The 25,915-nt window shown below is 64.4% G+C and carries 23 protein-coding genes; 10 read left to right on the top strand and 13 right to left on the bottom strand.

Annotated elements, in window-relative coordinates:
* Positions 1 to 10 precede the first annotated feature (10 nt).
* Complete coding sequence (locus ACELLULO517_RS10295; RefSeq protein WP_227307280.1) at positions 11 to 544, top strand: M23 family metallopeptidase; 534 nt, start codon at positions 11 to 13, stop codon at positions 542 to 544.
* Here the strand turns inward: ACELLULO517_RS10295 and ACELLULO517_RS10290 are convergent.
* From ACELLULO517_RS10290 to ACELLULO517_RS10280, 3 genes are all read right to left on the bottom strand, one after another.
* Complete coding sequence (locus tag ACELLULO517_RS10290; protein WP_227307279.1) at positions 493 to 1,293, bottom strand: YdcF family protein; 801 nt, start codon at positions 1,291 to 1,293, stop codon at positions 493 to 495. The two genes, ACELLULO517_RS10295 and ACELLULO517_RS10290, sit on opposite strands and share 52 nt — an antisense overlap.
* Positions 1,294 to 1,328: 35 nt before the next feature.
* Entirely contained in the window at positions 1,329 to 1,772 is a 444-nt protein-coding gene (locus ACELLULO517_RS10285; RefSeq protein WP_227307278.1) for a hypothetical protein, read from the bottom strand.
* Positions 1,773 to 1,876: 104 nt separating this feature from the next.
* Positions 1,877 to 3,157, bottom strand: coding sequence for an Hsp70 family protein (locus ACELLULO517_RS10280; protein WP_227307277.1), 1,281 nt, complete (start codon positions 3,155 to 3,157; stop codon positions 1,877 to 1,879).
* 159 nt (positions 3,158 to 3,316) lie between these two features.
* On the opposite strand from ACELLULO517_RS10280, the gene ACELLULO517_RS10275 reads away from it, so the two are divergent.
* Both ACELLULO517_RS10275 and ACELLULO517_RS10270 read left to right on the top strand, forming a co-directional pair.
* Positions 3,317 to 3,682: a VOC family protein gene (locus ACELLULO517_RS10275; RefSeq protein ID WP_227307276.1), complete on the top strand. Its 366-nt coding sequence runs from the start codon at positions 3,317 to 3,319 to the stop codon at positions 3,680 to 3,682.
* Positions 3,683 to 3,940: 258 nt separating this feature from the next.
* Positions 3,941 to 5,410 carry an APC family permease gene (locus ACELLULO517_RS10270; protein ID WP_227307275.1) on the top strand — a complete coding sequence of 490 codons (1,470 nt, stop codon included), beginning with the start codon at positions 3,941 to 3,943 and terminating at the stop codon, positions 5,408 to 5,410.
* A 56-nt stretch (positions 5,411 to 5,466) separates the two neighbouring features.
* On the opposite strand, the gene ACELLULO517_RS10265 is transcribed toward ACELLULO517_RS10270, so the two are convergent.
* From ACELLULO517_RS10265 to uvrA, 3 genes are all read right to left on the bottom strand, one after another.
* On the bottom strand, positions 5,467 to 6,168 hold the full coding sequence (locus ACELLULO517_RS10265; protein WP_227307274.1) for an SDR family NAD(P)-dependent oxidoreductase: 702 nt from the start codon (positions 6,166 to 6,168) through the stop codon (positions 5,467 to 5,469).
* Between the two features lie 84 nt (positions 6,169 to 6,252).
* Positions 6,253 to 6,687, bottom strand: a complete 435-nt coding sequence (locus ACELLULO517_RS10260; protein ID WP_227307273.1) for a CBS domain-containing protein — start codon at positions 6,685 to 6,687, stop codon at positions 6,253 to 6,255.
* A 259-nt stretch (positions 6,688 to 6,946) separates the two neighbouring features.
* Positions 6,947 to 9,844, bottom strand: a complete 2,898-nt coding sequence (gene uvrA / locus ACELLULO517_RS10255; protein WP_227307272.1) for an excinuclease ABC subunit UvrA — start codon at positions 9,842 to 9,844, stop codon at positions 6,947 to 6,949.
* 290 nt (positions 9,845 to 10,134) lie between these two features.
* Between uvrA and ssb the strand changes: the two genes are divergently transcribed.
* The 3 genes from ssb to ACELLULO517_RS10240 all read left to right on the top strand — a co-directional run bounded on the left by ssb (position 10,135) and on the right by ACELLULO517_RS10240 (position 14,024).
* Complete coding sequence (gene ssb / locus ACELLULO517_RS10250) at positions 10,135 to 10,665, top strand: single-stranded DNA-binding protein (protein ID WP_227307271.1); 531 nt, start codon at positions 10,135 to 10,137, stop codon at positions 10,663 to 10,665.
* A gap of 212 nt (positions 10,666 to 10,877) precedes the next feature.
* Positions 10,878 to 12,572 carry a GGDEF domain-containing protein gene (locus tag ACELLULO517_RS10245; protein WP_227307270.1) on the top strand — a complete coding sequence of 565 codons (1,695 nt, stop codon included), beginning with the start codon at positions 10,878 to 10,880 and terminating at the stop codon, positions 12,570 to 12,572.
* Between the two features lie 90 nt (positions 12,573 to 12,662).
* Complete coding sequence (locus ACELLULO517_RS10240) at positions 12,663 to 14,024, top strand: chloride channel protein (RefSeq protein ID WP_227307269.1); 1,362 nt, start codon at positions 12,663 to 12,665, stop codon at positions 14,022 to 14,024.
* 77 nt (positions 14,025 to 14,101) lie between these two features.
* Here the strand turns inward: ACELLULO517_RS10240 and ACELLULO517_RS10235 are convergent, their stop codons facing one another.
* From ACELLULO517_RS10235 to ACELLULO517_RS10220, 4 genes are all read right to left on the bottom strand, one after another.
* On the bottom strand, positions 14,102 to 15,565 hold the full coding sequence (locus ACELLULO517_RS10235) for a mannose-1-phosphate guanylyltransferase/mannose-6-phosphate isomerase (RefSeq protein WP_227307268.1): 1,464 nt from the start codon (positions 15,563 to 15,565) through the stop codon (positions 14,102 to 14,104).
* 86 nt (positions 15,566 to 15,651) lie between these two features.
* Positions 15,652 to 17,067, bottom strand: coding sequence for a DHA2 family efflux MFS transporter permease subunit (locus ACELLULO517_RS10230; protein ID WP_227307267.1), 1,416 nt, complete (start codon positions 17,065 to 17,067; stop codon positions 15,652 to 15,654).
* 17 nt (positions 17,068 to 17,084) lie between these two features.
* Complete coding sequence (locus ACELLULO517_RS10225; protein ID WP_227307266.1) at positions 17,085 to 18,254, bottom strand: MFS transporter; 1,170 nt, start codon at positions 18,252 to 18,254, stop codon at positions 17,085 to 17,087.
* A 79-nt stretch (positions 18,255 to 18,333) separates the two neighbouring features.
* A complete protein-coding gene (locus tag ACELLULO517_RS10220) occupies positions 18,334 to 19,383 on the bottom strand; it encodes an RluA family pseudouridine synthase (protein ID WP_227307265.1) in 1,050 nt (349 codons plus the stop codon).
* 54 nt (positions 19,384 to 19,437) lie between these two features.
* Here ACELLULO517_RS10220 and ACELLULO517_RS10215 point away from each other — a divergent pair, with 54 nt between their 5' ends.
* The 3 genes from ACELLULO517_RS10215 to denD all read left to right on the top strand — a co-directional run bounded on the left by ACELLULO517_RS10215 (position 19,438) and on the right by denD (position 22,139).
* Positions 19,438 to 19,764 carry a hypothetical protein gene (locus ACELLULO517_RS10215; RefSeq protein ID WP_227307264.1) on the top strand — a complete coding sequence of 109 codons (327 nt, stop codon included), beginning with the start codon at positions 19,438 to 19,440 and terminating at the stop codon, positions 19,762 to 19,764.
* A gap of 7 nt (positions 19,765 to 19,771) precedes the next feature.
* On the top strand, positions 19,772 to 21,067 hold the full coding sequence (locus ACELLULO517_RS10210) for a DUF445 domain-containing protein (RefSeq protein ID WP_227307263.1): 1,296 nt from the start codon (positions 19,772 to 19,774) through the stop codon (positions 21,065 to 21,067).
* Positions 21,068 to 21,140: 73 nt separating this feature from the next.
* Complete coding sequence (gene denD, locus ACELLULO517_RS10205; RefSeq protein WP_227307262.1) at positions 21,141 to 22,139, top strand: D-erythronate dehydrogenase; 999 nt, start codon at positions 21,141 to 21,143, stop codon at positions 22,137 to 22,139.
* Here the strand turns inward: denD and ACELLULO517_RS10200 are convergent.
* Positions 22,136 to 23,035 (bottom strand): LysR family transcriptional regulator, encoded by a 900-nt coding sequence (locus tag ACELLULO517_RS10200; protein WP_227307261.1) that lies wholly within the window; start codon positions 23,033 to 23,035, stop codon positions 22,136 to 22,138. The two genes, denD and ACELLULO517_RS10200, sit on opposite strands and share 4 nt — an antisense overlap.
* Positions 23,036 to 23,148: 113 nt before the next feature.
* Between ACELLULO517_RS10200 and ACELLULO517_RS10195 the strand changes: the two genes are divergently transcribed.
* Positions 23,149 to 23,901, top strand: a complete 753-nt coding sequence (locus ACELLULO517_RS10195; RefSeq protein WP_227307260.1) for an SDR family NAD(P)-dependent oxidoreductase — start codon at positions 23,149 to 23,151, stop codon at positions 23,899 to 23,901.
* A 394-nt stretch (positions 23,902 to 24,295) separates the two neighbouring features.
* On the opposite strand, the gene ACELLULO517_RS10190 is transcribed toward ACELLULO517_RS10195, so the two are convergent.
* Positions 24,296 to 24,637 (bottom strand): hypothetical protein, encoded by a 342-nt coding sequence (locus tag ACELLULO517_RS10190; RefSeq protein ID WP_227307259.1) that lies wholly within the window; start codon positions 24,635 to 24,637, stop codon positions 24,296 to 24,298.
* Between the two features lie 132 nt (positions 24,638 to 24,769).
* On the bottom strand, positions 24,770 to 25,831 hold the full coding sequence (gene speB, locus ACELLULO517_RS10185; protein WP_227307258.1) for an agmatinase: 1,062 nt from the start codon (positions 25,829 to 25,831) through the stop codon (positions 24,770 to 24,772).
* Positions 25,832 to 25,915 lie beyond the last annotated feature (84 nt).

Raw genomic sequence — 25,915 nt, 5'->3', positions numbered from 1 at the left:
AGAAATGCGAATGAGCAACAGGATCCTTTCAGCCTGGCTGATAATCTCAGCGATGGGCCTGGCAAGTTTGCCGGTGCAGGCGGCGTCGCCCGGTCCGATCGATTTAGTTCTTCCGGTGGAGCCGGGTTGCGTGACCTCTCCCTTCGGGCCGAGGATTCTCCGTCAGGCACCCGTCGCCGGGCGCTATCACTGGGGCGTCGATCTTCGGGCGGCGGCCGGCGCGCGGGTGCTTGCGGTTGCACCGGGACATATCATCCGCATTGACCGTGAAGGCATGGGCGGGTTGGAGGTGCTGGTGCAGCATCCCGGCTTCCAGTCGCTTTACGCGCATCTCGGCATGGTCTCCCCCGCCATCGCGAATGGCGCGAAAACCCTCAAGGCCGGGCAATGGATCGGCCGCATCGGTCGCACGGGGCTGACGCTGGGCACGCATCTCTATTTCGAGATTCATATCGACGGGAAGCGCGTCGATCCGGCGCCTTATCTCGGCGTTCAGCCCTGCGGCGCGGGAAAGAGCGCGGAGGTACGGCCGAGCAGCCAATAGGCGGTAAGCCCGAGCCATTCATGGGCAGCGAGATCGACCAGTTCCAGCCGATCCGGAAAGCTGCCGCGAAAGGCCAGGACCAGGCCGGGCCCGGTCTTATAGCCGACCGGATAGGCTAACACCGGCCAGTCAGCCTGCTGGAACAGGCCCATGGCGCGCGGCATATGCCAGGCCGACGTGATGAGCAGCCAGGTTTCGCTGGGCTGCGGCTTGAGGAGAGCCTTGAGGTCCCGGACATTCTCATAGGTCGTGCGGGAGCGGTGCTCATAGATGACGTTGCGGTCGGCCAGACCAAGACCGTCGAATAGCTGCTTTGCCACATCGGCTTCGGTCAGATCCGCATGGACCAGTTCCCCATTGCCGCCGGTGAAGACGAGCTTCGCTTGCGGATAACGGCGCGCGAGGGTGACGAAGCTCGTCATCCGTTCGGCGGCGGCATTGAGGGCGGGCATGCCATGGGCGGCGGATAGCGCTGTCTCGACCGCGCCGCCGAGCACGATGATGCCGGTGACGGAAGGGGGCAGCGCCTGCGGCTGCGGGAAGCGGTTCTCGATCGGCGCGAGTAGCCAGGCGCCGAGAGGTAGAAAGGCGATGGCAGCGTAGGCGCCAAGGGCGACCGACAGGCAGGCGATGCCGGCCCGTCTGCGCTGGCCGATGACCAGCAGCAGACCAAGGCAAGCCAGCAGCAGAAGCAGCATGCTGGGGGCCAGAATCAGCCAGGCCAGCTTGGACAGGACGAAGATAAACAAGACCCTGACCCAACCGGGCTAAGCGGCCGGGCCGCTCAGCTGCATTTCCCGATCACCTTGCTGCCGCCATAGGGATAGGTTTCCGGCGTGCCGCCCGGCGGCAGAACCGCGATCGCGCGGATATGGCCGACCCAGGACTGGCCGCTCTGCCAGTGGAACTGGCTGAGATCGGGGTAATAGCAGCCGTTCTGGATCAGCAGCGTATGGTTGGCCTGGCTGGGATCGGGCGTGTCGGAGAGCGCGATCCACTGCCCAGTGCCGTTGGAAACGGAATAGGCCGGGAAATTGGCGACCTGGCTGCTGGTGGCGAAATCAGCCGACTGGCCCTGGCAGCCGATACCGGCCCAGAGCCGCACGAGGCCGGAAGGCGGAACGCCGCAGGCGCTCTGCGCCGAGGCGATACCGGTGAGGCCAAACAGCGCCGCCGCGGCCAGCGCCGCCGGCACGCCAAGGCGTTTTGTAAAACGGGTCAAGGACATCCAAAACTCCTGTGCAAGCTGCGCCGCAGGCTACGTCCTGGCTCGCCGCTAAACAACGCAACGCCATATTAAGGAAGGTTTATCTGGCCCTGTCGCGCCAGCCTTTAGGCCAGGGCGAGCAGGCCATTTTCTGCCCGGTCACGGCCGATGAGCGCGAGGCCCTCAGCGACCGAGACGAATTCGCCGCCGCCCGAAACCTTCTCCGCACCGAATCGCGTTTCGAACAAGCCGCGCACGGCCGGCACGAAGGAGGTGCCGCCGGTCAGGAAGACGCGGTCGATGTCATCGGCATGCAATCCGGCGGCAGCGATTGCCTGATCGACCGACGCCGACATGCGCGCCAGATCCTCAGCGATCCAGCGCTCGAATTCATGCCGCGCGATGGTCCGCTCGATCGCGAGATCGCCGTGCGCGAAGCGCAGCACGGCCTTGTCCGCGCGCGAGAGTTCGGCCTTCACGGCGCTGACGGTCTGATAGAGCTGATAGCCGAGTTCGTCCTCGATCAGCCGCACCAGCATGCGCAGCTTGTCCGGATTGCGGCTGGCGGCCGCGACTTCCCCGATGGCGCGCAAGGTGCGCGGTGCCTTCATCAAGGACAGCCGGTGCCAACGCGCGAAGCCGGAGAAATATTCGGGAGGCACCGGCAGCTCGGTCCCCATGACGGAATAGACATCGCCCTTGCCGAGCAGCGGCGAGACGACATTGTCGATGATGCGATAGTCGAAGGTATCGCCCGCGATGCCGACACCGGAATAGCCGAGCGGTTTGACGCCTCGGCGGCTTTTCGGGTCGAAGCGGATGACCGAAAAATCGCTGGTGCCGCCGCCGAAATCCCCGACCAGCACGGTCGCGGGCTCGGTCAGCGTGCGGGCAAAGCGATAGCCGGCGGCCTCGGGCTCCAACGCTACGTCGATCGTGGGATAGCCGGCCTGTTTGAAGGATGCGCGCAGCCGGGCCTCGCCGAATTCGTCATCGGCCAGTTCGCCCGCGAAGCGTACAGGGCGGCCGGCGACGATATGCGCCTGCGGCCGCTCGCCCTGCATCAACCCGTCGAGGAAGGAGGCGATCATGTCTTCGAGGGTAAAAATCTTGCCGAAGATATTAGTGCGCGAGAAACTGCGCTGCGCCAGATAGGTCTTCATCGACATGATGAGACGGCTGTCGGTCGGGTCGTTGAGGTAGCTTTCGACCGCATAGGGGCCGGCCGCGTGGCAAAGCTTGCTGCGGCCCTTGTTTTCCTCATTCCAGAAACACAGCACGGTGCGGAAGACATCGACCTCCCGCTGCCCCACGGCATAGCGGGTGGTGGTCACGCTGCCGTCGGCCTCAAGCCGTGCCAGCACACTGTTGGTGGTGCCGAAGTCGATGCCGATCAGCTGTGTCATCCGCCTCTAGTCCTGGCTCGTCGAAGGGCGGCGGTTCAACCCCGTGTGGCGGCCGATGGCAAGCCCTAACGGATCGGCATCGCCTATGCGCAATGGTAGCGGCAAGGCATCGGGCGGAGTAAAAGACCCTGAGATTGATAGAACGGCGGAGGTTTCGGCTTGGACCAGGTTCTGGCGCTGCGGCCCTTCGTGCCCGCGAAGGATTTCGCGCTCTCCAAACGGTTTTATCAGGCGATTGGCTTTCGGCTCACCTGGGAAGAGGCGCCGGTCGCCATGCTCAAGCTCGGCAGCTTCAGCTTCATTCTCCAGGATTTCTACGAGCCGGCGCTGGCCGAACATTTCATGCTCCAGCTGCTGGTACGCGATGTCGAGCGCTACTGGGAGGAGATCGACGTCGCGGCGCTGATGATCGATTTCGCCATCAAGCCGCCGCAGGCCCCTGCGATCCAGCCTTGGGGGCTGAAGGTCGGGTTTCTCTCCGACCCGTCCGGCGTGCTGTGGCATGTAGCGGAAGCGCCATTCTAGCAGGCTAGAGTCCGTCAGGTTTAGGTGGAAACGACCCCTTGCCCCGTCATGGCCGGGCTTGACCCGGTCATCCAGTTCTTGGGCGCCCCAACGAATGGATGCCCGGCTCTGGGGCCGGGCATGACGATATTAGGGACAAGCTTCAGTTAAAATCAGACAAACTCTAATGGATTGGGGTTGGCCTCCAGCCTCTGTGCAAATTGCTATCAATCCGATTCATCGTTTCGTAAGGTTACTTAAATTCATCACCGAAAGTGAATGATGGCAGGACTGCCGCGCGCCAAGCCCGTCGAAGGACCTGCCCCTGGCCTTGGGCGCTATAAGCAGGAGCTGAAGCGCACGCTGGGGCCTGCCCAGGTCTTTGCGATCTCTTTCGCTTTCATCTCCGTCGCAGTCGGCATCTTCGCCACATATGACGCTGTTCTGCGCACCGCGGGGCCTGTCGGGATCTGGTTGTGGGTCATCGCCGCAGTCGGCCAAACACTTGTGGCCCTCATTATCGCCCAATTCGCGGCGCGCATCGCGCTGACCGGGTCCTCCTATCAATGGGCATCGCGGCTCGCCAGTCCCAGGGTGGGTTGGGGGTTCGGTTGGCTGAGCTTCTGCTATCTCGGCATTTCCGTGGTCGCGATCGACAACGCGCTTGCAAGCCAGGCCTTGATGCCGTTGCTCGGGATGCAGGCCGACGAGGGCACCGCCCGCATTCTGACCATCGTCGTTCTGCTCATCCAGACCCTGCTTGCCATCGCGTCGACGCGCATTGTCGGCATCCTCAACGCCTGCGCGGTCGGTGTCGAAATCACGATCGTCGGGCTGCTGGTCATCGCTTTGGCGATCGCCTGCGCGACCACGGGACTGGGGTCCGTCAGCAACCTCACCTCACGCGGGATCACCGCAGGCGATGCCAATTATTTTGGGATCGGCGGCGGCCTGATGCTGGCGATGATCATGGGTCTTGCGACACTGACCGGCTTCGACGCTGCGGCGAACCTGTCTGAGGAAGCCAAAGACCCATACCGGACGGTCCCGCAAGCCATCGTGGGGTCGGTCGTGGCTGCCAGCGTGCTTGGCCTGTTATTTCTGATCGCGCTGACCGTCGCGATCCCCGATATCGGGCGCATCAGCCGTAGCGGATCACCCGTTGCCGCTATCCTCCACGATCAGCTTGGCCCCTTCGTGGAAACGACACTGCTGGTCGCCATTGCCTTTGCGTTTTTCGCCTGCGGGATGGTGGTGATGGCAACAGGCGCGCGCCTGATTTACGCGATGTCGCGTGATGGGCGCTTTCCCGGCCATCGGCTCATGCGGCAGGTCAATAAGCGCACACAGACACCGATTCCGGCGACGCTCCTGATATTGGCCGTTGGGGCGCTGCTGATGCTCGCCATGCCCGGTCAGGCGCTGCTGGCCTTGATCACGGCGTCAACAATCCTGCCCGTGCTGATCTATGCCGCGACGGTCATTCTATATCTCTCGGTGCGCCGGCGGCTGGATCGCAAGGAAGGCGCCTTTGATCTGGGGCGGTTTGAGTTGCCGGTGGCGATCACCGCGCTGGTTTGGCTGGGTGGAGCGACTTTCGTGCTTGTGACACCGGCGGCCGCGCTGGTCCCCGTGCTGATCGTTGTCGGATTGACGGTGATCGGCGGCCTGTTCTTCGTCGGCATGCTGCTGTTTGATCGCAAATCACTGGACGCGGAGCCGGAGGCGATAGCCGTCTCGATGCATTGACGCGCATCGCCGAGATGAGCCGCGTGCCCCGCCGGTCGGTCGGCGCGTGATGGCGCTCAGAACGTCTCGACCCAGGGCCGTACTTCGACTTCCAGTGACCAGGCGCTGCGCGGCTGGCGCAGGATATCGAGATAGGTTTGGGCGACGGCGTCCGGATCGAGTGTGCTGTCGGGCCGGTCGGTGGGGTCCGGCCGCGCGGCGCTGCGGACGCCGCCATCGATATTGAAATGCGCGACATGAATGCCCTGCGGACCCAACTCCCGCGCGGCACTTTGGGCGAGGCCGCGTAGCGCGAACTTGCCCATGGCGAAGGGCGCCGATTGCGCAAATCCCTTCAGGCCAGCGCTGGCACCCGTCAGCAGAATGGCACCTTGGCGTTGGGGCAGCATGCGTTTGGCGGCCTGCTGCACGGCAAGAAAGGCCCCAAAGGCCGAGACTTGCAGCACCTGCTGCACGCCCGCCGGATCAAGCTCCGCCAGCGGACCGCGCAGGCGGGCGCTCGCGTTGTAGATCACGACATCCGGCACGCCGATCGCGGCGTCCACCTGCGCGAAAAGTGCGGCGACGCCAGCCGGGTCAGTCGCATCGACGGCGAAGGTTTTCGCACCCGTCTCGGCCGCCAGATCGGCAAGCTTGTCGATATTGCGCGCGGCAAGGGCGACGGCCAGCCCGGCCGCCGACAATTGCCGGGCGACCGAGGCGCTGATGCCGGGTCCGGCGCCGATGATGAGCGCGCGCTGGTAGGGAATAGCTGTCATGGCGACCTCCGCTGGTTGCGGGATCAGATCATCCCTGACTGCCCGGCGCCAGCGTCCTATCCGCGATAACAGTCATCGGCCAGCCTAGGCGTGACGGCGGGAGAGGTCGAGCAGGACATTGGCCTCCAACTCCTTCTCGCGCAGCCGGTGCCGCGCCAGATCGCCGATGCTGATCAGGCCGAGGAGTTCGTCCTTCTGCATCACGGCAAGATGGCGGATCTTGGATCGCGTCATGCTGTCGAGCGCGGCATCGACGCGTTCGCTGGGCTCGCAGGAGATCAGCGGCGCGCTGCTGAGCGGGCCGATGGGTAAGGACAGCGCCGGGGCGCCGTATTTTGCGACGGCGCGCGCGAAATCACGCTCGGTGAAGATTGCATTGGGGCGCAGATGATCATCTTCGACGATGACGGCGCTGACGCCTTTTTCGTTCATCAGCCGAACCGTCGCCAGGACGGTTTCGGTCGGGCGCACCAGCACCGGACGTTCGTCCTTGTGCTGCAGAATATCCTGGACAGTCATGGGTCAATCTCCCGCTGTGGAAAGCACCGTCGCTGCGACGAGGGCCGCGACCCTGCATCCGATAAGCGCCGGGAGCCAGATGATTTTAGGGGCAAGCCCCCGGAAATCTCACCAGCGCTCTGCCGCGCCCGATCGATAACCCAGAGATGGTGCAGGTGCGAAAAGAGGTGAGGCGCGCTTCGCTCGCATCACCTCTGCCGCTGCCGCTTGGCTGGTCAGGTGCGGCCGGCCAGGTTCGGCAGACCTAGGCACGGCCGGCCTAGGCGCGCTTGCGGCGGCGGGCCGGCTTTTCCTCGACCGCCTTGGCTTGCACCAGTGGTGCCAGGAACCGGCCGGTATGGCTGGCAGGGTTGGCCGCGATCATTTCCGGCGTGCCTTCGGCCACGACCTGCCCGCCGCCGTCACCGCCCTCGGGCCCCAGGTCCAAAATCCAGTCGGCGGTCTTGATGACCTCCAGATTATGCTCAATCACGACGATGGTATTGCCCTGGTCGACCAGCCTGTGCAGCACTTCCAGCAGCTTGCGCACATCCTCGAAATGCAGGCCGGTGGTGGGCTCGTCGAGAATGTAGATGGTCCGCCCGGTAGCGCGGCGGGCGAGTTCCTTGGCGAGCTTGATGCGCTGGGCTTCGCCGCCCGACAGCGTCGTCGCCTGCTGGCCGAGTTTGACATAGCCGAGGCCGACCTGGGCCAGCAGTTGCAGACGGTCGAAAATGCGCGGCACGGCGGAGAAGAAGGGCAGCGCCTCATCCACGCTCATATCCAGCACATCGGCGATGGATTTTTCGCGGAACTTCACTTCCAGCGTCTCGCGGTTGTAGCGGCGGCCTTTGCAGACATCGCAGGTAACGAAGACGTCCGGCAGGAAGTGCATCTCGATCTTGATGAGACCGTCGCCGGAACAGGCCTCGCAGCGCCCGCCCTTGACGTTGAAGCTGAAGCGGCCGGGCTTGTAGCCACGGGCACGGCTGTCCGGCAGTTCCGAGAACCAGTCGCGGATCGGCGCGAAGACATCCGTATAGGTTGCGGGGTTGGAGCGCGGGGTGCGGCCAATGGGCGACTGGTCGATGTCGATGATCTTGTCGAGCTGTTCCAGCCCGTCGATACGGTCGAAGGCCGCGGGCACTTCGCCCGAACCCATCAACCGGCGCGACACGGCCTTATACAGCGTGTCGATGACGAGGGTGGATTTGCCGCCGCCTGAGACGCCGGTGATGCAGGTGAAGGTGCCGAGCGGGAAGCCGGCCGTCACGTTCTTCAGGTTGTTGCCCCGGGCGCCGACCAGCGTCAGCATCCGTTTCGGGTCCACGGGCCGGCGTTGCTCCGGGACCGCGATGCTTTTGCGGCCCGAGAGATAGTCGCCGGTGATGGATTTCGGATTGGCCGCGATTTCCGAGGGTGTGCCTTCCGCGATGACATGGCCGCCGTTGACGCCGGCGGCCGGTCCCATATCGATGACATGATCGGCGGCGCGGATGGCGTCTTCGTCATGCTCGACGACCAGCACGGTATTGCCGAGGGATTTCAGCCGTCGCAGCGTGCCGAGCAGACGCTCATTGTCGCGCTGATGCAGCCCGATCGAAGGCTCGTCGAGCACGTATAGCACGCCCGTCAGGCCCGAGCCGATCTGGCTGGCCAGCCGGATGCGCTGGCTTTCGCCGCCCGAGAGCGTGGTCGAGCCACGGGCGAGGGTGAGGTAGTCGAGACCGACATCCATGAGGAAGCGCAGCCGGTCGACGATCTCCCGCAGGATCCGCCGGGCGATTTCCTGTCGCTGCGGCGTCAGCTGGTCCAGCACGCCCTCGAACCAGGGCAGCGCGCGGCGGATAGGGAGTTCGGAGGCTTCGGCGATGGTCGAGGCCGCGATCTTGACGGCCAGGGCCTCGGGTTTCAGGCGCGCGCCATGGCAGACGGCGCATGGCTTCTCCGCCTGATAGCGGGAGAGTTCCTCCCGCGCCCAGGCGCTGTCGGTTTCCTTCCAGCGGCGGGCGAGGTTCTTCAGCACGCCTTCGAAGGGTTTGGTGACCGAATAGGCGCGCACACCATCCTTATAGACAAGCTCGACAGGTTCGTTGCCGGTGCCGTTCAGGATGCCGTCCTGTGCATGCTCGGGCAGATCGGCCCAGGGCGCCGTCATCTTGACCTTGAAATGCTTGGCGAGGCCCTGAAGCGTCTGATCGTAATAGGGCGTCTGGCTGCTGGCCCAGGGCGCGATGGCCCCGGCATTCAGCGGCCGACGCTCATCCGGCACCACCAGCGCGGCATCAAAGAAGGTCTCCAGCCCCAAGCCGTCACAGGCCGGGCAGGCGCCGTGCGGCGAGTTGAAGCTGAACAGCCGGGGCTCGATCTCCTCGATCGTGAAGCCGCTGACCGGACAGGCGAAGCGGGAGGAGAAGGTGGTCCGCGCGCTGCCGTCCTTGGGTGCGTCCGGCGGTTCGGTGTAAGCGATTCCATCGGCTAGACTGATGGCCGATTCAAAACTATCGGCCAGGCGCGTCTCGATCCCCGGTCGGACGACGATACGGTCCACCACCGCCTCGATATCGTGCTTCAGCTTGCGGTTGAGGCTGGGGACTTCGGCGATTTCATACAGCGTGCCGTCGACCTTCGCGCGCGTAAAACCCTTGCGCTGCAGTTCGGCCAGTTCCTTGCGGTATTCACCCTTCCGGTCGCGCACGACCGGGGCCAGCAGCAGCAGGCGCGTGCCTTCGGGCATCGCCATGACGCGATCGACCATCTGGCTGATGGTCTGCGCCTCGATCGGCAGCCCGGTCGCGGGGGAATAAGGGACGCCGACGCGCGCCCAAAGCAGGCGCATATAGTCATGGATTTCCGTCACCGTGCCGACGGTCGAGCGCGGATTGCGGCTGGTGGTTTTCTGTTCGATGGAAATCGCGGGCGACAGGCCCTCGATACTGTCCACGTCCGGCTTGCCCATCAGCTCCAGAAACTGACGGGCGTAGGAGGACAAGCTCTCGACATAGCGACGCTGGCCCTCGGCATAGATCGTGTCGAAGGCGAGGGAGGATTTGCCCGAGCCGGACAGGCCGGTGATGACGACCAGGCTGTCACGGGGAATTTGGACGTCGATGTTCTTGAGATTGTGCTCGCGCGCGCCGCGCACGGTAATCGAGGAGCCGGCTGGGACTTGTGCCACTCTGTTCTGAGCCACTATGGGGGGACCGTATTCTGAATTGATGTTCGCGACTTGTTCACGTACAAGCTTTGGCGAGCCGCGTCGAGCATCTGCGCCCGCATAGCCCACCATCGTGTACAAGCCGGAGTGCAGATTGGGGCAGAGGCCAAAAAAGTAAAGCTTTTCGGCCCGGATTGGTGTGAGACTAAGATTGCGTTGCGGTGTCGCAACGACATGGCTGTCTGGCTGGCGTCAGCGAGATCGGCTAGGCTCGGCGTTTTACGTTTTACGGCCGACTGGAGACTGAAAACATGGCGGGTAGTGTCAACAAAGTGACCCTGATCGGAAACCTGGGCAAAGACCCGGAGGTCCGCAACACCCAGACCGGCATGAAGATCGTGAACCTGCGTATCGCGACCTCGGAAAGCTGGAACGACAAGGCCAGCGGCGAGCGGCAGGAGCGGACCGAGTGGCATAGCGTCGTCATCATGAATGACCGGCTGGCGGATGTGGCAGAGCGTTTCCTGCGCAAGGGCAGCAAGGTCTATGTGGAAGGCAAGCTGCAGACCCGGAAATGGACCGACCAGTCCGGCGCCGACCGCTATACGACCGAAGTGCTGCTGGGCCGCATCGGTGCCGAGATGGTGCTGCTCGACCGGGCCGGTGAAGGTGGCGGCATGGGCGCGGGTGGCGGTGAACGTGCCAGCGGTGGCAGCAGCGCTGGCGGCCGTAGCGCCGAGCGGCCCGCAGGCGGCGCTAGCCGTGCTCCGGCCGGCGGCGGCGGCGGCTGGGACAGCGGCCCGGGCCGTGGCGGCGACCTGGATGACGAAATTCCCTTCTAATGGATTGATTGGGAACGAGATCGTCCCATTGGGTGATTCCGCCCAGTGGGATAACCTCGGCCCGTCGGGCAGGATCGACCATGCTGCCCTTCGTGGGCGGCGAAGGATAAACGCGCCGTTACAGCTGACACAGTAAGCATCGCGAAGATGCCGTCATTGACGTTTTTCATTCCGCAAAACTATTTTGATTCCTGTGGCGGATAAGGCGTTCGATGACCGAAGACGGTTCCCGATCAAACAAGACGCGAATCACACCTTTCACCGCGATGTGGCCGGGGTTGGAGCAGGCCTGGGACCTGTCCTGCACGGGCAGGGTCGAGGCGGCGCTTGCCCTCGCCCAGAAGGTCCATGAAGAGGCGGTGGCGGCGGATGATCAAGTCGTTCGCGCCAGTGCGGCCAGCCATCTCGGCTGGTACTGTTTCATGCAGGGCTATTACGAGGAAGGACTGCTGCATGTCCTCTCCGCCTGCGATTTCTACAATGCGCTGGGGGATCGACCGCGGGAATCCTGGTCCCGCGGCATCCATGCCTGGCTTCTGATCGAGGTCGGGTCCCCGAACGAAGCGCTGGACGAGGCGATGCGAGCCTTGGAACTGGCGGAGATTGCGCAGGAGGAGCGCGCGATCTGCTTCGCGCTCAATGTCGTCGGTGTCGTTTTCTGGATGCTGGGGTCGCTGGACCGCGCGCAGGAATTCGCCGGTCGCGCCGTCGTTTTGGCGCGCAGCATCGGGGACCCGGTCGATCTTGCCCGCTGGCTGATCAACCTCGCCGATATCGAAGCTTTGGTATGGAAGCAGAGTCGGGAGACCACCTCGCTCGACCGCATCATCGGCCTGGCCGAGGAGGCGCTGCAACTGACGCGGGAGACGGGGGACGCCTGGGCTTCGCGCCTGGTGATCTGCTCGCTGACGGAATACCGGCTTCTGGCGGGCGAACTGGTTGCCGCTGCCGATATTTTGGCCGAATGGGATGAGGTTGAGGGCGGCAGCGGCACGCGGTCCCGCATCTATTACCTCTATGCTCGCGGCAAGCTGGAGATGGCGGCCCGGACGCTGCCCGATGCGACGCGAACTCTGACGGAATGCGTGACCCTGACCGCAGAGGTCTCGGATTTTGAGATCGGCGTGCCGGCCTGCGAGCTTCTGTCGGAAGCCTGGGCCGCGACCGGGGACTTCGCTGAGGCCCTGACATGGCATCGCGAATTTCACGCGCGCTATGTGCGCAAGCATACGGAAACCGCGCTCATCCGGTCCCGCGTTGCGGCCATTCAATATGAAACCCGCCATCTGCAGGCGCGGGTCGAAGCCGAGCGGTCCCGCGCGGACGGGCTGGAGGAGATGAACAGCGCGCTGGCACAGGAGGCAGCCGTGCTGATGAGCGCGAGTATGGAAGATGTGCTGACCGGTCTGCCCAACCGCCGTGGTTTGGAACGCGCTTTGCTGGCGCTCGGCGGCCATACGGCCATCGCCTATGCGGTCGGGATGATCGATCTCGATCATTTCAAGCAGGTCAATGACAGCTTTTCCCATGCCGTCGGCGATGAGGTCTTGCGACAAGTCGCCAGCCTGCTGCGGGTCGGGACGCGCGGGCGCGACCGTCTTTTCCGCTACGGCGGCGAAGAATTCGTGCTGCTGGTGGAAGGGGCCGATACCGTCATGGCGGCGCGCACTTGCCATCGTATCTGTCAGCTCATGCGGAATTGGGATTGGTCGCGCATCCATCCCAGGCTTCAGGTCAGGCTCAGCATCGGCATTGCCCATGCGGAGGAATGTGCCAGTCCGGCGGAGGTCATGGCTTTGGCCGACGAGCGTCTGTACCAGGCCAAGAATGCGGGGCGCGACCGTGTCGTCATGCATGGCCCTGTCATGAGGGAGCCGTCCTTGACGCAGTCTCCCCGCTTCCATTAACCCGGAGGCTTCGTCGGGAATGGCTTGGCCGGACCGGCTTCGATAGCGCCATTCCTGGTTCCCGCTTCTCATTCTTCCCCAGAGACTGCCATGAAACTCAATCGGCGCGTTCTACGCGCGTGGCGGCAATTGCCGTTGACCTCGCCGCGGCTTTGGGCGCGCCGGCTGGCATTCTGGGTGGGCGCGATCATGGTGGCCTTGGTCGCCATCGCCTTCGCCAATCTGGCCGATTGGGCGCAGGACGGGTTTTCCTGGATGACCGCGCGGCACCACTGGTTTGCGCTCTTCATCGCGCCGGTTGGGCTGGCGCTGTCCGTTCTGCTGACGCAGCGCGTCTTTCCCGGCGCGCAGGGCAGCGGCATCCCGCAGGTGATCGCCGCCATGCAGATGAAGGACGAACAGCGCATTTCGCGCGTATTGTCGCTGCGTGTGGGGCTGGGGAAGGTGCTGCTGACGCTGCTGGGGTTGCTGTCAGGTGCTTCGATCGGCCGCGAGGGCCCGACCGTGCAGGTCGGCGCTTCCATCATGCAGGCGCTCGGACGGGCGCTTCGCCTGCCGCGACTGGAAACGCAGCGCGGTCTGGTGCTGGCGGGCGGCGCGGCGGGGGTCGCGGCCGCCTTCAACACGCCGCTGGCCGGGATCGTCTTCGCGATCGAGGAACTGAGCCATAGTTTCGAATCCCGCACCAGCGGCATGGTGCTGACGGCGGTGATTCTGGGCGGTATCGCGACGCTGGCGCTCAGCGGCAACTACACCTATTTCGGCGTCACCTCGGTCAGCCTGCCTCTCGGGGCAGGTTGGTTCGCGGTCCTGCTGTGCGGCGTCATCGGCGGTCTGCTCGGCGGTGCCTTCAGCCAGAGCCTGATCGTGATCACGCGCGGCGTGCCGGGGCGCCTCGGGCGTTGGATCAAGGCGCATCCGATCGCCTTCGCCGCTGTCTGCGGATTGCTGATCGCCATTATCGGGCTGTTGTCGGGTGGTGCGACCTACGGCACCGGCTATACCCAGGCGCGCATGCTGGTGGAGGGCGATGCCCGGCTGCCGGTCACCTTCTTCATTCTGAAATTCCTCGCCAGCGCCCTCTCCTACCTCAGCGGCATTCCCGGCGGCATCTTCGCGCCGTCACTCTCGGTCGGCGCATCCCTTGGTAGCTGGCTCGCGCATTTTCTGCCGCATAGCCCGGCCCGCGCCATCGTGCTGCTGGGCATGGCGGGCTATTTCGCCGGCGTCGTTCAGGCACCGATCACGGCTTTTGTCATCGTTCTGGAGATGACGGCGAACCAGCAGATGACGATTCCGATCATGGCGACCGCCATGCTGGGCTATGCGACCTCCCGCCTGGTCTGCCGCCGGCCGCTTTACGCCACGCTCGCGCGCCGCTTCCTGCGGGACAATGAACCGGCGAGCCTGCCCAAGCCGCAGCCGGACAAGACAACGGCCGGAGCGGGTTGAGCCCGCTCCGGCCGTTGGTTTGGCTATTGGTTTGATCGAGACCGAAGGTTGCTGAGGCGCCTTCGGCTGGCGTGACGTCAGCTGCGGCCGTAGGTGTCCTCGTAGCGGACGATATCATCCTCGCCGAGATAGGCACCGGACTGAACCTCGATCAGGCTCAGCGGAATACGGCCCGGATTGTAGAGGCGATGCTTGCAACCGAGCGGCAGGTAAATGCTCTCGTTCTCACGGACCAGAATCTCATCCTCATCGCGCGTCACGATGGCCGTGCCTTCGACCACGACCCAATGCTCGGCGCGGTGGAAATGGCTTTGCAGCGACAGTTTCTCGCCTGCCTTGACCACGATGCGCTTGACCTGGAAGCGGTCGCCCAGGATCAGCACCTCATAATGGCCCCAGGGGCGGTAGCTGAGATTATGGGTCGTCGCTTCCGGGCGCTTCGCGGCCTTCAGCCGTTCCACGATCTTCTTCACGTCCTGGGCGTGATCCTTATGCGCGGCGAGGACGGCATCCTCGGTCACGACAACGACCGCATCATCCAGGCCGAGCACGGCCGTCAGCATGCCGTCGCTGCGGACATAGCAATTCTGGGCATCTTCCAGCAGCACATCGCCCACGGCGACATTGCCGGCGCCGTCCTTCTCGCCAAGATCCCATAGCGCGCTCCAGCTGCCGACATCGGACCAGTGGAAGTTGACGGGAACCACGGCGGCGCGCGTCGTATGTTCGGCGACCGCATAGTCGAGGCTGATATTCGGGCAGGCGGCGAATGCCTCGCGGCCGAGGCGGATGAAGTCGAGATCGATCGTGCGTGCCTCGACCGCCTTGCGCACGGTCGCCAGAACATGCGGCGCATGGGCCTGCAATTCTTCCAGCAGCGTGCTGACGGTGAAGACGAAAATGCCGGAATTCCAAAGCACGCCGCCGGTGGCGATGAGCTTTTCGGCCAGGGCCAAGTCCGGCTTCTCGATGAAGCGGGTCAGCGCATGGGCCTGCGGCGTCTTTTCGAGCGGTTTGCCCATTTCAATGTAGCCGAAACCGGTCTCGGGCTTGGTCGGGTGGATGCCGAGGGTGACGACCATGCCGGTGCGGGCCACTTCGGCGGCAGTCAGCAGCGCCTGACGGAGAGCCGGACCGTCGGGGATCGCGGCATCCGCCGCCATCATGCAGATGACGGCCTGCGGATCGTCCTGCGCCAGCAGCAGGGCGGCGGCGGCAATGGCCGGCGCGCTGTTGCGGCCGACCGGTTCCAGCACGATGCGGGCGCCGGTGACACCGCTTTCCCGCATCTGTTCGGCCACCATGAAGCGATGGGCCTCGTTGCAGACAATCATCGGCGGTGCGAATTCGCCACCGAAGGTGCGCAGCGCGGTTTCGGCGATCAGCGGCATTTCGGAGGCGAGCGGCCAGAACTGCTTGGGGAAGCTCTCGCGGGAGACGGGCCAAAGGCGCGTGCCGGAGCCGCCGGAGAGAATGACCGGCACCACGGTCTGGGGCGCTGCGCTGCGCCGTGACAACTCGGTCTTAAGGTCCAACTTCATAGTCCCGAAATCCTTTTTGGCAGTTGCCACATGGGATATTTATGATCGCGGGGAAGGCGCAATTCAATCAGCGCGCCCTACGCAATTCAATTGCGGGAGGCTAAGCCCTTAGCAGTATGGCCACTGACATTCGCCCCGGCCTGAGCCGGTAAGGCCAGGAAATCCGCGACGCCCATAAGGCAAAGCAGGAAAGTGCAGACGAAAGCGAAGTGGAAATCGGCGACCGTGATCTGGTGGCCGCCGAGGACCCCTTGACCGATACGCAGTAAAATGGCGCCGACCGCGACGCCAAGCCCGAACGCCACCTGCTGGCCGAGATTGAACAGGATATTGGCCGAGCCCATGCGTTCGGGCGGAACATCCGCATAGGCCAGCGTGTTCATGGCGGTGAATTCCGTCGACCGCGCCATGCCGCTGACGAGCAGCAGCGGCATGAGCAGCCAGGCCGGCGTGGACGCGTCGATCAGCGCGAAGCCCAGGAAGGTCAGGGCGAGAATGACGCCGTTGATGATGAGGACGGTGCGGAAGCCGAAGCGGCGCATCATCGGCGTCGTCAGTGGCTTGATCGCCAGATTGCCGACGAACAGCACCAGCAGCAGCGATCCCGCGGCGACCGGGCTGCGGTGAAAGCCGAGCTGGAACATCAGCGGCAGTAGGAAGGGGGCGGCGTTAATACCCATGCGGACCAGCGAGCCGCCGCGCAGCGTGGCGCGGAAAGTCTGGATGGCGAAGGCCGAAAATTCGATGAGCGGCGTCTTGACCCGTTTAGCGTGCACCACTGTGGCCCAGCCGCCGATGATGCCCAGCAGCATGAGGCCGAGGCTCCATCGCAGACTGCCCGAATTGGTGCCGGCCAGGCTCGCTCCATAGACGAAGGCGACGGCGGCAAGCCCGCTGAGGATGGCGCCCGGAACATCGAGCCGTTTGGCGGATCGGTTTTGGCCGTTGCGGATGATCAGCAGGGTCGCGATCAGGCCGACCAGGCCGATCGGGACATTCAGAAAGAAGATCCAGCGCCAGGACGCATAGGTCGTCAGAAATCCGCCGACGACGGGACCGAGGATAGGGGCGACGAGCGCGGGCCAGGTGATCAGCGCGGTCGCCTGCATCAGTTGCGGCTTCGGGGTCACCCGCAGCACGACAAGCCGCCCGACCGGCACCATCATGGCGCCGCCCAGCCCTTGCAAAATGCGGGCGGCAAAGAATTCCCATAACCCGTTCGAGAGACCGCAGAGTGCGGAGGCGACTGTGAAGATCAGAATCGCGCTGGCGAAGACGGTGCGGGCGCCGAAGCGCTCGGCCGCCCAGCCGCTGAGGGGAATGCCTGCCGCCAGCATGATCATATAGGCGGTGACGCCGAGATTGAGATCGATCGGGTGAACGCCGAAGCTTTGTGCCATGCGCGGGATGGCGGTGGTGATCACCGTCGTATCCAGCAGCTCCATGAAACCGCTGCCGGCGACAAGCAGGGCGGTCAGCAGCGCGGTGTCAGGCTTTCGCATCGCTCTCCGCTTCCGGTTTAGCTGGCTGTTTTGCGCCAATGGCCGCGGTGGCCAAGGAGGAAGAAGACGAGAGCGGCGCAAGGCGGCAGAACGCCGAGCAAGGCCACCAGGGGCCAGCCGTCCGTGGCATAGGCGAGCGTTGCGAGTGCCGAACCGGCGGCAGCCGCCAGGAAGGCACCGGCGATGAACATGGCGTTCATGCGGCTGCGATGCTCAGGCGCCAGATCGAACAGCGCCTTCTGCGAGAAAGCGAGGTTCGCCTGCACGCCGCCATCGAGCAGGATAGTGCTGAGCGCGAAGATGCCGATGCCGAGCCAGCCGCGTTCGGCGGAGGCGGCCCAGGTGAGCGCCAGACCGACGCTGACCATGATGATGGCGGCGAGCGTGCCGATGACACTGCGCCCGGCATCCGCCAGACGCCCGGCGATGGGGGCGGAAAATGCACCTGCCGCACCGACCAGCGAGAAGACCGCAATCTCGCGTTGGCCGAAGCCGAAATGCCGGGTGAGTTCCAGCGGGATGGTGGTCCAGAAGACCGAGAAGGCGAAGAACAGGCCCATCTGATAGGCGATGCGCCGCTGCAAGACCGGTGTACGCCGCAGCATCGGCCAAAGCGAGCCGAGCACATGCAGATAATGCCCGCGTGAGGCCGGCCGCCGATCGGGCAGCAGAAACCAGAGTGCCAGGCCCATGCCGAGTGTGACCACCGTCGCGACCATGAAGACGACACGCCAGCCGGCGACGCTTTCGATAAGGCTCGCGATCGGCCGGCTCAACAGAATGCCCGTCAGAAGGCCGGAGACGACGGTGCCGACCTGCCTGCCGCGCCGCTCAGGCAAAGCCAGATGGGCGGCCATCGGCACGACGATCTGCGCATTGACGGCGGTGAGGCCGATGACGGAGCAGGCGATCAGGAAGACAGTGGCTGAATGCGCGAGCGAGGTCGCGATCAGCGTCAATGTCGCAAAGATCACGGTCGTGACCATCAGGCGGCGGTTTTCGAGAAAATCGCCGAGCGGCACCAGCAGCAGGAGGCCGGCAGCGTAGCCGAGCTGGGTCAGCGTCACCACCAGGCCGTAAGCGCCGGGCTTGAGGCCGACGGCGGGCCCGATCAGCCCGATCATGGGCTGCGCGAGATAGAGATTGGAAACGCTGATGCCGGCAGCGGCGGCCAGCAGAAGGGTCATCCCCGTCGATAGTCCGGCGGATGGGCGGTGCGCGCTATCTTGGAGCATAGGTTGAGCTAGGACTTGGCTTTGCCGCCTGTCAACGTGCGGAGACGATGCCCGCCTCTGCGTCCAGACGGTCGAGCAGCGCCTGGAAGTCGGCCGGCGGTTCAGTCCGGAAGGAGAGCGCCTCACCCGTGCGTGGATGGGCGAAGGCGAGGCTGGCGGCATGCAGCGCCTGGCGCGGAAAATCCAGCAGCGCAGTCCGAAGCTCGGGCGGCAGGTTCTTGGACACGGCCGGCACGCGCCGCAGATAGACGCCGTCACCGATGATGGGATGACCGTTATGGGACAGATGGACGCGGATCTGATGCGTGCGACCGGTGGACAGTTTCACGTCCAGCAGCGAGAGCGCGAGGCGCCAGATCTGCAGCGTGGAATAATGCGTCAACGCGGTGCGGCCGCCGGCTGCCCGAACCGCCATACGCTTACGCTCACGCGGATCGCGGCCGATATTGCCTTCGATATCGCCGGCCGATGGGCTCATCAGCCCCCAGGCCAAGGCCAGGTAATGCCGGTCGAGATCGCGATTGGCGAAGACCTCCGACAGTCTCGTATGGGCCAGCTCGGTCTTGGCCGCGACCATGACGCCGGACGTGTCCTTATCCAGGCGATGGACGATGCCGGGCCGCTTCTCCCCGCCGATGCCGGTCAGGCTTTCCCCGCAATGGGCGAGCAGCGCATTGACCAGCGTGCCTTCGTAATTGCCCGGCGCCGGGTGAACGACGAGGCCGGCCGGCTTGTCGATGACGATGAGATCGGAGTCTTCATACAGAACGGTCAGCGGGATGTTCTCGGGCTGCGGCGAAGCGGGCGCGGCTTCCGGCACATGCAGCGCGTAGATCGCGCCGGCCTGGACGATCTCTGACGGGTCACGCACCGTCACGCCGCCGCGACTTGCCATACCGTCCAGGATCAGGTTCTTGATCCGCGACCGGGAGAGGCCGTCGAAGCTTTGGGCCAGAAAACGGTCGAGCCGCTCGCCGGCATCTTCGGGCGCGACGGTGATCTCACCGGGCAGAATGATGGCGCCGTCTTCTTCATCGAGGTCGGCGTCAGGGTCGAAATAATCGGTCGGGGTCTTGGTCATGCGCGAGAGATACCCACAATCGGTAAAGCCGGGATAGGGCTTGAGGACGAGCTTATGGAAAAGAACCGGCCACTGCTGATGGTGGTCATCGGCCTCGGCATTGTCATCCTGCTGGCGACGACCGTCGTGATCGTGAAAGTCGTGAAGGATATCATCACCGGCCATCCCCAGACGACGCAGGCAGCGAGCAGCGGCCCGACACCGGATACGATTGCACTGACCACAAATATGCTGAGCCAGCCTGCGGGCTCGCATATCGTGACGATCAGCGGTGTGGGCGACCGCCTGAGTGTGTTGATCAATGGCGGCGGCCCGGACCGTATCCTGTTCGTCGATCCTGCGACGGGTCATGTCACCGGCCAGCTCATGCTGGGGAAATAGCGGCACAATGGACGCGGGCCCTTTGCCCCTGGTGACCGATGCCGACGCGACGGCCCGGCGGTCTTTGCGGCGACACCGGATGGTCGCGACCGGGCTGCTGATCGGCATGGGCGCGCTATGTGCCGCGAGCTTCGCGCTGCCGCATGGTCTGCCGCAGGAACTTCTGGAATCCGCGTCCAAGGCCGGCGTCGTCGGTGGGCTCGCGGATTGGTTCGCGGTGACGGCGCTGTTCCGCCGTCCGCTCGGCCTGCCCATTCCGCATACGGCGATCATCCCAGCGCAGAAGGAACGTCTGGGCCGGGCGCTGGGGCGGTTTATCGGTGCCCATGTCATCACCGGCGCGGAAGTCTCCCGCGTGCTGGCGCGGGCCGATCTGCCCAGTCTGGTGCATCGCTTTCTGTCCGACCCCGCAACCGCACGCCCTGCGGCGGCGGCCTTGGCGGCGGCCTTGCCGAAAATCCTCGGCTCGGTCGAAGACGGGCGCGCCCGAAAACTGATGGGCCGGCTGCTGCCGCGTCTGGTCGGTGGGCCGGATGCCGGCCGCGTCGTCGCCCGCGCGCTGTACGGTCTCGTCGAAGGGGGCCGGCATCAGGAGGTTTTCACCTTCGTCCTCGGACAGCTGCGGACCATGCTGACGAGCAAGGAGGATGACCTGCGCGGCGGCATCCGCGACCGTGTGCGCGAACAAGGCGGGTCCTTCCTCGGCTGGGCGATCGGCGGCAGCGTCGCGAAGCGGGTGATCGCCGGGGTGAATGCCGAGATCGACGCCATCGGGCCGGACGGATCGACCATGCGGCTCGCCTTCGACGATTGGGTGCGAGAGCAGATCCAGTTGATCGAAACCGACCCCGAGCGTGCGGCTGAAATTGGGGCGGCCGTGAAGCGCGTCGTGACCCACCAATCGGTCCAGGATTGGCTGAAGGATGTCTGGGGACGGTTGCGGCTCGCGATCGAGCGGGACGCCGAGAAACCGAACGGCCATACCGTCGCCGTGCTGGAAGCGACCTTGCAGAAATTCGGTGAGGCCATTGAACAGGACCCGGCCATTCGCGCTGGGTTGGAGCGCGGGGTGGCAACGATCGTCGCCAGCCTTCTGCCTCTGGCGCAGGAGCGGGCGGCGGATTTCGTGGCCGATGTCGTGGCGCAATGGGATGCGAAGACCGTGACGGAACGGTTGGAACTGCGTGTCGGCAGCGACCTGCAATATATCCGCATCAATGGAACGCTGGTCGGCTTCCTGGCCGGCGGCCTGCTGTTCCTGGCTCTGCGCGCCATATTCGGGGCCAGCACAGGCGCGCTTTGACAGGCGCGCCGAAGGCGGCTCTGATGATGACGCAAGACCGCGAAGCGGCAAGACGCCAGAGGAGATTAGGCAGATGCATGTGATGATTTTGGGCGGCGCCGGCATGGTGGGCCGCAAGCTCGCCGAGCGGATCGCGGCCGAGGGCGGCCTGGGCGGCAAGCCGGTTGAGCATCTCAGCCTGATCGATGTGATCGCGCCCGCGACCCCGCATGGCTTCATCGGCACGACCGATTGCACGGCGGCCGATCTTTCGGTGCCCGGCACGGCGGCCGAAGTTCTGACCACCCGTCCCGATATCATTTTCCATCTCGCGGCCATCGTCTCGGGCGAGGCAGAGATGGATCTGGAAAAGGGCTATCGCGTCAATCTGGACGGCATGCGCTTTCTGCTCGACGCCATCAGGGCCGAGCAGGCAGCCAATGGCCCATGGAAACCGCGCGTGGTCTTCTCCTCCTCCATCGCGGTTTTCGGCGGCGACATGCCGGACGTCATCGACGACGCGTATTTCCTGACGCCGGGGACCAGCTACGGCACGCAGAAGGCGATGTGCGAGCTGCTGCTGGCGGATTATGCGCGGCGCGGCTTCATCGACGGGATCGGGCTGCGCCTGCCCACCGTCTGCGTGCGCCCCGGGAAGCCCAATCTCGCAGCATCGGGCTTCTTCTCGAACATCATCCGCGAGCCGCTGGTCGGTCTGCCGGCCGTGCTGCCGGTGAGCGACAAGGTTCAGCATTGGATGGCGAGCCCGCGCGCCACCATCGGCTTCCTGGTCCATGCCGCTGGGCTGGATACCGCGCTGCTGCGCGGTCGCACCAGCCTGTCGATGCCGGGCCTGTCCGTGACCGTCGCCGAGCAGATCGCCGGGCTGGAGAAAGTGGCCGGTCCGAAGGCTGTCGCGCTGATCAAGCGCGAGCCGGATGACCGGATCATCCGCATCGTCGATACCTGGGCCCGCGGTTTCGATACCAGCCGTGCGGCTGCGCTCGGCTTCGTCGCCGAGACCGCGTTTGAGCAGATCGTCCGGGTGCATGTCGAGGACGAGCTGGGCGGCAAGATCCCCGTTCTGGGTTAGCGGCTGGCCACCTCGGCCGGAAAGGTTCGGGCGAGGTGGTCGATGAAGGCGCGGACGGCGGGCGGCAGTCCGCGCCTTGTCGTGAAAACGAGATGAACGGTGCCGGGCGGCCCGCGCCAGTCTGGCAAAACCTGCACCAATTGCCCAGACGCCAGCCAATCGGTGACGACATGATCCGGCAGCAGCGCGACGCCGATGCCGGCGAGGGCCGCTTGTCTGACGACCGTGAAATCGCCGCAGCTCATTCTGGGCGTGAGCGTCATGCGGCGGGTCTCTCCTGTCGTGCTCTCCATGAGCCATTCGACCGCCTCGAAATCGTCACCGGTGCCAAGGACGGGCAAGGTCGCGAGGGCCGCGATATCCTGGCCGATCCCGCGCGCTAGATTTGGGCTGGCGACAAGAATACGCCGGGAGATGCCGAGCGAGCGCATGGTCAAGGCCGCGTCGCTTTCGAGCGTCAGGCGCACGCGGAGGGCGACGTCGATCCGCTCCTCGATCAGATCGACGGGCCTGTCGACCGCCCAAATCTGCAGCCGCACTTTGGGGTAGCGGTTGAGGAAGGCCGGGAAATAGGGCGCCAGCACGCCGACCAGTCCGGTGGGGCAGGCGAAGCGCACAAGACCGTGCGGCTCGGCGAGCCCTTCCGCGACGATGGCCTCGGCCAATTCCATTTCCGACAGGATCGTGCGGCAGCGCGCGTAGAAGGCGTCACCGGTTTCGGTCACGCGGAAGCGGCGGGTCGACCGCTCGATTAGTCGCACGCCGAGACGCGTCTCCAGGCCAGCGATGCGGCGGCTGAGCTTGGATTTCGGCAGCCGCAGCGCACGGCCGGCTGGGGCGAAACCACCATGGCGGACGACCGCGGCGAAATAGGCATAGTCGTTGAGGTCGATCACCGATCATCGTCCTGTTGATAGAACGATGAGTGCCGATATTGCCGGCTAATCGCAAGGTCGTTCTCTGAGTAAGCCTTCTGGCAGGCGACAAACGCCACCAAAGGAGAGTTCAGATGGGCAATCGGTTTCAGGATAAGGTGGTGGTCGTCACCGGCGGCAATAGCGGCATCGGCCTCGCCACTGCCCAGGCTTTCGCGAGTGAAGGTGCTTTCGTCTTCATCACCGGACGCCGGCAGGCGGCGCTGGATGCGGCCGTGAAACAGATCGGCCCGCGCGCGACGGCGGTGCAGGCGGATATGTCCAAGCTTGCCGATATCGACCGGCTTTATGACGCCGTGCAGCGGCAGCACGCTCATATCGACGTGGTTTTCGCCAATGCCGGCGGTGGCGAATTCGCGCCGCTGGGTGCGATCACCGAGGCGCATTTCGACGGCACATTCGGTGGCAATGTGAAGGGCACGGTCTTCACCGTGCAGAAGGCGCTGCCGCTGCTGCGCGACGGTGGGTCTATCGTGCTCAACGCGTCCACGACCAGCGTAAAAGGGACGCCGGCTTTCAGCATCTACAGCGCCACCAAGGCAGCGGTGCGAAGCTTTGCGCGGAATTGGATTCTGGACCTCAAGGATCGTCACATCCGGGTGAATGCGATCAGCCCTGGCGTCACCGAAACCGCGGGGCTGAACGAGTTGTTCGGCGGCGGGGCTTCGGCCGAAGGCGTAAAGTCAGGTTTGGCGCAGATGATCCCGCTCGGGCGCGTTGGTCAGCCGGCGGAGATCGCCAAGGTGGTTCTGTTTCTGGCCTCAGACGATGCGAGCTATGTCAATGGCGTCGAGCTTTTCGTCGATGGTGGCATGGCGCAGATTTGACCATCATGCTTGGTATAGAAAGGAAGAATGACAAACGTCCTTGTTGAAATCCCGCCGGGGCTTAGCTATAGTAAGAGCCGGTAGGGCTAAGGGCGTATTGTTTCATCTTCATACTTGACTGACGACCGAAGGAGCCGTCTGTTCGTGCAGACGGCTCCCCAGGCGTTCAGGCTAGTGTAGTCCGACGATTGCCAGAATGACCAACGCCAAGGTCAAAACCAGCATCGCCACGCGGTAGAGCGTGTTGGGCAATTGTCTCACCTCCTTCGTCACCCGAATTTTGATGCCGCTGCCGGGGCAGTGCATCAGGGTGACGTCCTATGCATAGGACGAGGAAGATTGTTCGGGTAATTGTTTTGAATAAAAAACGATAATGTTTTGAATGAGGGGCGACCTATCGCCCCTGCCGCCGCGCCCGCATCATCGCCTCGGCCTGAGCCATGATCGGGCCGAGCGGTCCCTTCATGGTGCTGCCGTTCTGGCGCATGCGCCACATTTGAAAGCGTAGCGCGGCATAGCCGATCAAAGCCGCAGCGATGGCGATCGGCACCAGGATCAATGCCAGCGATAAAGCAAGGCCGACGACAACGACAGCGCCGGCCAATACGCCGGCAATCACGAGGCCCCGAGCTAACCCGCCGCGTGGTGTGCCTTGCGGCGGCCAACTGGCGGTGAAACGCGCGCCCGTGAAACCTGGGTCGCGCGCCGTTTCCACGAAGGTGCCGTCGGCGCGCATTTCGATATCATGAGGGTTTTTTTCCATCATGGTATGGAGAGTGAGCGCCCCCTGCTTACGATTCAACCATTACCTTGGTGACGAGTTTGTAATGCGGCGGGTTTTGTCCTGAGGACTGGTACAGACGGATCTCTAGATCGAGGGTTTTTCCCGCAGCGCGACCAAAGCCAGCATTTCGAACAGAACCTGGGCCGCGATATGGGCGGTATTGCTGGTCGCATCATATTGCGGTGCGACCTCCACCACGTCGCCGCCAACGATATCGAGACCCTTGAGACCGCGCAGAAGGGCCAGCACTTCGCGCGGCAGCAGACCGCCCACCTCCGGCGTGCCGGTGCCGGGGGCGAAGCCGGGATCGACCGAATCGATATCGAAGCTGACATAGAAAGGCCCGTCACCGATCAGACCGCGCGCCGTGTCGATATAGCGGCGGATGCCGTGCTCCTCGATCTCCTCGGCATGGACCACGGTCATGCCGCTATCGGTCGAGAATTCGTAGAGATATTCCGCCGTGCCGCGAATGCCGATCTGCAGCGTGCGGCGGGGGTCGATGACGCCGTCCAGCACGGCCTGGCGGAAGGGGCCGCCGTGATGGAAGCGGCTTCCCTCATACTCGCCCGCCGTATCGGAATGGGCGTCGATATGGATCAGGCCGACAGGGCGTTTCTCACCGACCGCCCTCAGGATCGCCTGGCTGATGGAATGGTCGCCGCCGACAGAGAGTGGAATGACGCCGGCCGCGACGACGGTCTTATAGGCGGCTTCGATGTCCTCATGGCAGCTTTCCAGGCTGTAGCGGGAGCGTAGCGGCACATCGCCGGTATCGGCTACGCGCAAGGACCCGAGTGGGGCGACCCGCAGCACATGCTCGTACGGTCCGATGCGTTCCACGGCGCGCACGGCGCGCGGGCCCAGGCGGCAGCCCGAGCGATTGGTGACGCCCAGATCCATCGGCACGCCGATCAGCGCGACATCAAGGTCCTTGAAGCCATCCGGCGTGCCGAAGGCATTCTGCCGGTAGGTCGCATCCAGGAAGGTGGCCGGGTCGGAATAGGGCAGGCGACGGCGGCCGTCCGGGCTGATGGTTTTGGCCGCGATCTCCTGAAAATGCGGGTCGAAAACCTGTCCGCCGCCGAGGCCCACATACTTGTCCCGAAGCCGGGAGAGGTTGGAATCGAACGTATCGTCCGCCATGGTACTTGCCTTCATCGAGCGCCTTTGACCTGGGTAGACATTTCTCAGGCCCTGTTCAACCGGCGGACGCGATGTGCGGCAGGG

It is taken from the genome of Acidisoma cellulosilyticum (assembly GCF_020621385.1).
Classification (GTDB): Bacteria; Pseudomonadota; Alphaproteobacteria; order Acetobacterales; family Acetobacteraceae; genus Acidisoma; species Acidisoma cellulosilyticum.
This window is presented reverse-complemented; position numbering and strand designations above follow the sequence as displayed.

What these genes read in the sequence shown, in the direction of transcription:
- ACELLULO517_RS10295 (WP_227307280.1), top strand. Translation starts at nt 11, where the DNA reads ATGAGCAACAGGATCCTTTCAGCCTGGCTGATAATCTCAGCGATGGGC.
- ACELLULO517_RS10285 (WP_227307278.1), bottom strand. Translation starts at nt 1,772, where the DNA reads ATGTCCTTGACCCGTTTTACAAAACGCCTTGGCGTGCCGGCGGCGCTG.
- ACELLULO517_RS10280 (WP_227307277.1), bottom strand. Translation starts at nt 3,157, where the DNA reads ATGACACAGCTGATCGGCATCGACTTCGGCACCACCAACAGTGTGCTG.
- ACELLULO517_RS10270 (WP_227307275.1), top strand. Translation starts at nt 3,941, where the DNA reads ATGATGGCAGGACTGCCGCGCGCCAAGCCCGTCGAAGGACCTGCCCCT.
- ACELLULO517_RS10265 (WP_227307274.1), bottom strand. Translation starts at nt 6,168, where the DNA reads ATGACAGCTATTCCCTACCAGCGCGCGCTCATCATCGGCGCCGGACCC.
- ACELLULO517_RS10260 (WP_227307273.1), bottom strand. Translation starts at nt 6,687, where the DNA reads ATGACTGTCCAGGATATTCTGCAGCACAAGGACGAACGTCCGGTGCTG.
- ssb (WP_227307271.1), top strand. Translation starts at nt 10,135, where the DNA reads ATGGCGGGTAGTGTCAACAAAGTGACCCTGATCGGAAACCTGGGCAAA.
- ACELLULO517_RS10245 (WP_227307270.1), top strand. Translation starts at nt 10,878, where the DNA reads ATGACCGAAGACGGTTCCCGATCAAACAAGACGCGAATCACACCTTTC.
- ACELLULO517_RS10240 (WP_227307269.1), top strand. Translation starts at nt 12,663, where the DNA reads ATGAAACTCAATCGGCGCGTTCTACGCGCGTGGCGGCAATTGCCGTTG.
- ACELLULO517_RS10235 (WP_227307268.1), bottom strand. Translation starts at nt 15,565, where the DNA reads ATGAAGTTGGACCTTAAGACCGAGTTGTCACGGCGCAGCGCAGCGCCC.
- ACELLULO517_RS10230 (WP_227307267.1), bottom strand. Translation starts at nt 17,067, where the DNA reads ATGCGAAAGCCTGACACCGCGCTGCTGACCGCCCTGCTTGTCGCCGGC.
- ACELLULO517_RS10225 (WP_227307266.1), bottom strand. Translation starts at nt 18,254, where the DNA reads ATGACCCTTCTGCTGGCCGCCGCTGCCGGCATCAGCGTTTCCAATCTC.
- ACELLULO517_RS10220 (WP_227307265.1), bottom strand. Translation starts at nt 19,383, where the DNA reads ATGACCAAGACCCCGACCGATTATTTCGACCCTGACGCCGACCTCGAT.
- ACELLULO517_RS10215 (WP_227307264.1), top strand. Translation starts at nt 19,438, where the DNA reads ATGGAAAAGAACCGGCCACTGCTGATGGTGGTCATCGGCCTCGGCATT.
- ACELLULO517_RS10210 (WP_227307263.1), top strand. Translation starts at nt 19,772, where the DNA reads ATGGACGCGGGCCCTTTGCCCCTGGTGACCGATGCCGACGCGACGGCC.
- denD (WP_227307262.1), top strand. Translation starts at nt 21,141, where the DNA reads ATGCATGTGATGATTTTGGGCGGCGCCGGCATGGTGGGCCGCAAGCTC.
- ACELLULO517_RS10195 (WP_227307260.1), top strand. Translation starts at nt 23,149, where the DNA reads ATGGGCAATCGGTTTCAGGATAAGGTGGTGGTCGTCACCGGCGGCAAT.
- ACELLULO517_RS10190 (WP_227307259.1), bottom strand. Translation starts at nt 24,637, where the DNA reads ATGCGCGCCGACGGCACCTTCGTGGAAACGGCGCGCGACCCAGGTTTC.
- speB (WP_227307258.1), bottom strand. Translation starts at nt 25,831, where the DNA reads ATGGCGGACGATACGTTCGATTCCAACCTCTCCCGGCTTCGGGACAAG.